The 6557-nt window shown below is 71.7% G+C and carries 7 protein-coding genes; 3 read left to right on the top strand and 4 right to left on the bottom strand.

The genetic code is table 11. The features are described from left to right. Nucleotides 1-182 precede the first annotated feature (182 nt). Entirely contained in the window at nucleotides 183-629 is a 447-nt protein-coding gene (locus CWC38_RS10480) for a Fur family transcriptional regulator (RefSeq protein ID WP_121846682.1), read from the top strand. Then, nucleotides 626-1591 carry a diacylglycerol/lipid kinase family protein gene (locus tag CWC38_RS10475; protein WP_240625220.1) on the top strand — a complete coding sequence of 322 codons (966 nt, stop codon included), beginning with the start codon at nucleotides 626-628 and terminating at the stop codon, nucleotides 1589-1591. Before CWC38_RS10480 ends, CWC38_RS10475 begins: the two co-directional genes overlap by 4 nt. A 7-nt stretch (nucleotides 1592-1598) precedes the next feature. Here the strand turns inward: CWC38_RS10475 and CWC38_RS10470 are convergent, their stop codons facing one another. The 4 genes from CWC38_RS10470 to CWC38_RS10455 all read right to left on the bottom strand — a co-directional run bounded on the left by CWC38_RS10470 (nucleotide 1599) and on the right by CWC38_RS10455 (nucleotide 6028). Next, the gene (locus CWC38_RS10470) at nucleotides 1599-2531 is read right to left on the bottom strand and encodes a metal ABC transporter permease (protein ID WP_121846681.1); all 933 of its coding nucleotides are present in this window, start codon (nucleotides 2529-2531) and stop codon (nucleotides 1599-1601) included. Next, nucleotides 2528-3382, bottom strand: coding sequence for a metal ABC transporter ATP-binding protein (locus CWC38_RS10465; RefSeq protein ID WP_121846680.1), 855 nt, complete (start codon nucleotides 3380-3382; stop codon nucleotides 2528-2530). Before CWC38_RS10465 ends, CWC38_RS10470 begins: the two co-directional genes overlap by 4 nt. Nucleotides 3383-3386: 4 nt before the next feature. After that, nucleotides 3387-4325: a metal ABC transporter solute-binding protein, Zn/Mn family gene (locus tag CWC38_RS10460; protein ID WP_240625219.1), complete on the bottom strand. Its 939-nt coding sequence runs from the start codon at nucleotides 4323-4325 to the stop codon at nucleotides 3387-3389. A 245-nt stretch (nucleotides 4326-4570) separates the two neighbouring features. Continuing rightward, nucleotides 4571-6028 carry a GuaB1 family IMP dehydrogenase-related protein gene (locus CWC38_RS10455; RefSeq protein ID WP_121846678.1) on the bottom strand — a complete coding sequence of 486 codons (1458 nt, stop codon included), beginning with the start codon at nucleotides 6026-6028 and terminating at the stop codon, nucleotides 4571-4573. Between the two features lie 262 nt (nucleotides 6029-6290). Between CWC38_RS10455 and CWC38_RS10450 the strand changes: the two genes are divergently transcribed. Then, the coding region (locus CWC38_RS10450) for a 2-oxoglutarate dehydrogenase E1 subunit family protein (RefSeq protein ID WP_133306252.1) at nucleotides 6291-6557 on the top strand (267 nt) is incomplete at its 3' end.

The raw sequence follows: 6557 nt of genomic DNA, 5'->3' as shown, positions 1-6557 counted from the left end.
AGTGCGGCCCGGGAGCCGCCCTGGACTAGCGCGTGAGGGCTGCGCCCCGCCCGAGGGACCTCACCGGTCGGCACTGAACCCCCGCCTCCGGCTCCGAACCGCACCGACCGGCGTCGGAACACGGCACGGCACCGGCCGCGTTAACATGGGACGAACGCCCACTTGCGGAAAGGACGCCGGGGTTGAGCACCAGGACCACCGAACCCGTGGAGGTTCGCAACACCAAGCAGCGCCGAGCCGTGACCGGTGCGTTGCAGCGGCTCGAGGACTTCATCTCCACGCAGGAGCTGCACCGGCTGCTCAAGGACGAGGGCGAGTCCGTGTCGCTGGCCACCACCTACCGGATCCTGCAGTCCATGGCGGAGCTGGGGCAGGTGGACGTCCTGCGCAACGCGGACGGCGAGGCCATCTACCGGCGCTGCGAGGCCCAGCACCACCACCACCACCTGGTGTGCCGCTCGTGCGGTGCCGCCGTGGAGCTCGAGTCCCCGGACATCGAGACCTGGGCGGACGCCACCGCCCGGCGCTACGGGTACGTGGACGTGGACCACACGGTGGAGATCTCCGGGATCTGCGCGGAGTGCCGCCGCAGGGCCGCCGCCGGGGACGCCACCGAGTCCTCCCGGTGATCCCTTCCGGGCCCCGGGAGGTCCTGCTCGTCCACCGGCCCCACTCCGCCGCAGCCCGGGACGCGTGCCACCGCGCGGCAGGCATCCTGCGGGCCGGCGGGCTGCACCCCGTCCCGATCTCCGCGGACACCGCCCCGGAGCTCACCCACACCCTCGCCGTGCACCTGCGCTCCCGTGCACTGCGCACCGCCGCCGTGGTCGCCGTGGGCGGGGACGGCATGGTCCACCTCGTGCTGCAGGCCCTGCACGCGCTTGCCGAACAGGGTGTGGCGCTGCCGTTCGGACTGGTCCCGGCGGGCTCGGGCAACGACCTCGCTCGGCACGCGGGTCTGCCCACCCGGGACGTGGAGCGCGCGGCGGGGCGAGTGCTGCGCGGTCTCGAGTCCGCGCCACACACCATGGACCTCCTGGCCGTGCGCTGCGCGGACGGCACCGAGCACGTCTGCGCCACGGCCGTCTGCCTGGGTCTGGACGCGCGCATCAACGCGCGCGCCAACCGCTGGTCCCGGATCCGCTCGTCGGCCAAGTACGCGGTGGCCCTTGCCCTGGACGTCGTGAGCCTGCGGGCCCGGCGCTACGACCTCAGCTGGACGGCGCCGGACGGCACGGGCCACGCGACGGAGCGCATGCTGACGTTCCTCACACTCGCGAACACCTCGTCGGTCGGCGGCGGTTTCACCATCGTCCCCCGGGCGAGCGCCACGGACGGTGCCGCGGACCTCTTCATGGTCTCGGACGTGGGGATCGGGCGGTTCCTGCGCTGCGTGCCACAGCTCTGGCTGCGCACGCACGAGGCGCTGCCCGAGGTGCGCGTGGCGCCCGCCGTCTCGGCCACGGTGGCCCTCGACGACGGCGCCGCGTCGGATCCCGCGCGGGACGCGGCGTACGGCGACGGCGAGCGGCTCGGCCCGCTTCCCGTGTCCCTCACGGTCCTGCCGGCCGCGCTGCGCGTCCTGTTCTGAGCCCGGTTCAGGGGCGGGCGGGCCCGGTGACGGACGCGCGGGACCGACCGTGCGGCGTCGTCGTGGTGCGCCCGTACGACGACGTCCGCTCCCGCACCGCGCGCACGGCTCGGGAGACGAGCCACAGCACGAACGAGATGGTGGTGACGTACGGGCTGATGGGGATGCTCCCGCCCAGGGCGAGCAGGATCCCGCCCACCATGGCGAGCTCCGCGAAGACCACGGACAGCACCACGGTGCGCAGGGGACTCGCGGTGAGGTTCATGGCCGCGGCGGCAGGGGTGATCAGCAGGGCGAGCACGAGCAGCGAGCCCACGATCTGCACGGACAGCGCCACCGAGATGCCGAGCAGCACCATGAACAGGATGGACAGCCCGCGCACGGGCAGCCCCTTGGCCTGCGCCACGAGCGGGTCCGTGCTCGCGAAGGTCAGCGGACGCCACACCCCCACGAGCGTCACCAGGACCACCGCGGAGAGCACCACCATGGAGGTCAGCTGCAGGGACGAGACCGAGACGATCTGCCCCGTGAGCAGCGAGAACTTGTTGGACGAGCGGCCCTCGTAGAGGGACAGGAACAGGATGCCCAGCCCCAGCCCGAACGGCATGAGCACCCCCACGAACGAGTTGCCCTCCCGGGCACGCAGACCCGTGAACCCCATGATCAGGGCGGCGAGCACCGAGCCCACGAGTGAGCCGGTGACCACGTCCGCGCCGATCAGCAACGCCGCGGCGGCCCCCGCGAAGGAGAGCTCCGCGATGCCGTGCACGGCGAAGGCGAGGTCCCGCATCATCACGAACGTGCCCACGAGACCGCCCACGAGACCCAGCACCGCGCCGGCCCACACGGAGTTGCGCAGCAGCGCGAGCAGCTCGCCGTAGTTGTCGAAGACGAACACGGAGTCCAGGAAGGAGCCCACGTCCAGGGCGGCGGTGATCACGGGATCAGCTCCTCCGGGGAGTCGGTGTGGTGGGTGCTGTCCGGGCGGCCGGCCACGAGGATCCGGCCGTTGCTGCGCAGCACCTCGATGTGCGTGCCGTACAGCTCGGAGAGCACGTCCGAGCGCAGCACCTCGTCCGGGGTGCCGATGCGGAAGGAGCCGTTGGCCAGGTACAGGATCCGGTCCACGTGCTCGATGATGGGGTTCACGTCGTGCGTCACGAACACCACGGCGCACCCGGTGCGCTGGCGTTGCTCGTGCACGAGCTCGCTCACCACGTGCTGGTGGTGCAGGTCCAGGGAGAGCAGGGCCTCGTCGCACAGCATCACGGTGGGGTCCGCCGCGAGCGCCTGGGCGATCCGCAGCCGCTGCTGCTCACCGCCCGAGAGCAGGCCCACGGGGGCGTCCGCGTACTCGCTGGCACCCACGCGTTCGAGCAGCTCGGCCACGCGGCGGTGCACGCGGCGGGGATGCGTCCGGATTCCCCAGCGGTGCCCGTCCACCCCCTGGGCCACGAGGTCCTTCGCGCGCAGCGGCGTGCGCGCCGGGAAGCCCCGCTGCTGCGGGACGTAGCCCACGCGGGAGGCCGCAGCGTGCGGACGCGTGCCGTTCACGCTCACCGTGCCGCTCGTGAGCGGCAGCAGCCCCAGGAGCACCTTGAGGAAGCTCGTCTTGCCCGTGCCGTTGGAGCCGAGCACCGCGAAGTACTCCCCCGGTGCCACCGAGAGGTTCAGGCCGGACCACAGGGTGCGCTCGCCGAACGCGAGGGAGGCCTCCGAGAGCCGGATCACGGGCCGGCCCTGCGGGGCTCGCCCGCCCGGCACGACGCCGCTCGCTGTCTCTGTCTGCATGTCCCTACTTCTTCACGGCCTCGGCCACGTGGTCCACGTTCTCGGCCATCCACTGCTGGTAGTTCTGACCCTCCGGCACGGTCTCGCTGAACTCCACCACGGGGGTGCCGGCCTCCTGGGCCGCGGAGCGCAGCCGGTCCGCCTGGCCCGTGGCGGTCTGCTTGTTGACCGCGAGCAGCTTTACGTGGTCGTCCTTCACCTGGCCCAGCGTCTGGTTGAGCACGGCGGGCGGGGCATCCGTCCCGGCATCGATCGCCTCGGTGAACTCCGCCGGGGTGTCGTCGTGCAGACCGGCGTCCTCCAGGAGGTATCCGGGGACGGGCTCGGTGGCCACGTAGCCGCCGGTGGCACCGAGCCCCTCCACCTTCGCGTCCAGGGAGTCCAGCTCGGTCTTCACCCGCTGGGCGTTGTCCGTGTAGTACTGGGCGTTGTCCCGGTCCACCTCGCCGAGCTGCTGGCCGATCCGCTCCACGACCTTCGCCATACTCTCCACGTCGTACCACACGTGCTCGTTGAAACCAGCGTGGTGATGATGATGGCCCTCCTCCGAGTGCCCGGCGTGCTCGTGCTCCGCGGCATCCTTCTCCTGCTCGGACTGCAGACCCGAGACCGCCACGGCGTCCACCACGTGCTGGCCGTCCCGGGCGAGGTCCGTCATGAACTGGTCGTAGCCGCCGCCGTTGCGCACCAGCAGGTCCGCCTTCTCCACGGTCAGCCGGTCCTGGGGGCTGGCCTCGTAGGAGTGGGGGTCCTGGGCGCCCGAGTCGATCACGGGGGTGGCCTCCACCCTGTCACCGCCCACCTGTGCGGCGAGGTCCGAGTACACGTTCGTGGAGGTCACCACGTGGATCTTGCCCGATCCCCCGCCGTCCCCCGAGCCCTGCGCGCCGCCCGGGGCGGAGCACCCCGTGAGGACGAGGGCCGCGAGCGCCCCCAGCGCCATAGTGCCTCGGGCTGCGGATCGTCTCGTGCGTGGTGCGGTCATGGGCGTGGTCCCCCTCCTCGAACTCCCGGCCACAGCCGTTGAGAATCAGTGTCATGAAGTCGGGCGCGAGCATATCATGAACGATTCTCATCTAGCCGCGTGATGAGAATGTGCAGGGCGACCACCCGCGGGAACGTCACCACCCGTGCCGAGCGCCCGGGCACGGTCCGCCGGGGCCGCCATGGCCGGACCGGAGCCGCGGGTCAGCTCCAGGACTCGGAGCGGGGCCTGCCTTCGTCGTAGCCGGAGGCGGACTGGATCCCCACCACGGCGCGCGCCGAGAACTGCTGCAGGGACGTGGCACCCGCGTACGTCATGGAGCTGCGCACCCCCGAGGTGATGTGGTCCACAAGGTCCTCCACACCGGGGCGCTGCGGGTCCAGGTACATGGTGGAGTTGGAGATCCCCTCCTCGAACAGGGCCTTGCGGGCGCGGGAGAAGCGGTCCTCTCCGAGGGTGCGGTGGCGCACCGCCCGTGCCGAGGCCATGCCGAACGACTCCTTGTAGGCCCGTCCGTTCGCGTCCACGTTGATCTCCCCCGGGCCCTCGTGGGTCCCGGCGAACCAGGACCCCACCATCACCTGGCTCGCGCCGGCCGCCAGGGCCAGGGCGACGTCGCGCGGGTGCTTCACCCCGCCGTCCGCCCAGACGTGCGCCCCGAGGTCCGCTGCGGCCTCGGCGCACTCGACGACCGCCGAGAACTGGGGGCGACCGGCCGCCGTCATCATCCGCGTGGTGCACATGGCACCGGGTCCCACACCCACCTTGACGATGTCCGCGCCGGCGGAGACGAGGTCCCGGACACCGTCCGCCGTGACCACGTTGCCGGCAACCACAGGGACGTCCGGGTCCAGGGCGCGCACGGCGGCGACGGCCTCCATCGCCTTGAGCTGGTGGCCGTGGGCCGTGTCCACCACGAGGACGTCCACGCCCGTCTCGAGCAGCCGGGCGGCCTTGGCGGAGACGTCCCCGTTGATCCCCACCGCGGCCCCCACACGCAGCCGTCCGGAGGCGTCGAGGGAGGGGGTGTAGATGGTGGAGCGCACGAGCCCCTGGCGCGTGACGATGCCCGCCACCTTCCCGCCCCGCAGGACGGGGGCGGAGCCCACCCGGGCGTCGGAGAGGGTCTCGTACGCGGCGCGCAGGGCGTCGGCTCCGGCGTCCTCGGGGAACTCGCTCTCCTGGAGCCGCGGGCCGTCGTTGCGCGCGAGGTCCCCCAGTTGCGTGAACCGGTCCACGTCCCGGCAGTCCGCGTCCAGCACCGTCCCGACGTAGCGCTCGTCCTCGTCCACCACGATCACGGCCCCGTGAGGTCGCTTGTGCATGATCCCCAGGGCGTCGTGCACGGTGTTCGAGCGGTGCAGCACCACCGGGGTCTCCCAGCGCGGGGAGCGGGACTTGACCCACGAGGTGACCTCCGCGATCACGTCCAGCGGGATGTCCTGCGGGAGGATTCCCAGCCCGCCCCGCCTGGCCATGGTCTCGACCATGCGTCGTCCGGTCACCGCGGTCATGTTGGCCGCCACGAGCGGAATGGTGGATCCGGTGCCGTCGGCCGGGGAGAGGTCCGCGTCGAACCGGGAGGTGACACGGGACATCGAGGGCACCAGGAAGACGTCGTTGTAGGTGAGGTCCGTGGTGGGAGTCGTCAGGAAGCGCACGAGGAGCCAGTCTACGGGCTGTGCCCCGGGTCACGGTGCGGGGCCGGCCGCGCCCGGCCCAGCGGCGTCGAGCCCCGCTCGCCCGCGCATGATAGGTGGCACGCTCCGAGCCGCCTCACTAGACTGGCAAGCCGGTACGGCTTTGCATGCGCGAAGACCGGCGACGGCTCCCCCGGCAGTAGGCTCGTGGGAGCCACACAGGGGCCGCGAGGACCAGCTCGCCACCCGGGACACCAGTACACACGGAAGAGGCGTATCACTCGTGCCAGACCAGCCGCATCACCTTATCCCCGAAGAATTTGCCGGCAACGAATGGCTCGTGGACGAGCTCTACGAGAAATACCGGGCGGACAAGAGCTCCGTGGACAAGAAGTGGTGGCCCATCTTCGAACAGATGGACGGCGACGACGCCGTCAAGACCGCGTTCGAGAAGCTGCAGTCCTCGCAGACCAAGATCGGTGAGGCGCTGTACGCCCAGTCCCAGGCCGAGGGTGCCGCGGGTGCCCAGCCGGGTGCCGAGGGTGCCGCC

Origin of the sequence: Kocuria tytonicola (assembly GCF_003687455.1) — a bacterium.
GTDB lineage: Bacteria > Actinomycetota > Actinomycetes > Actinomycetales > Micrococcaceae > Kocuria > Kocuria tytonicola.
This window is presented reverse-complemented; position numbering and strand designations above follow the sequence as displayed.

Excerpts from the sequence above, each read along its gene's own strand:
- CWC38_RS10465 (WP_121846680.1), bottom strand. The coding sequence starts at position 3,382 with ATGCAGACAGAGACAGCGAGCGGCGTCGTGCCGGGCGGGCGAGCCCCG.
- CWC38_RS10460 (WP_240625219.1), bottom strand. The coding sequence starts at position 4,325 with ATGGCGCTGGGGGCGCTCGCGGCCCTCGTCCTCACGGGGTGCTCCGCC.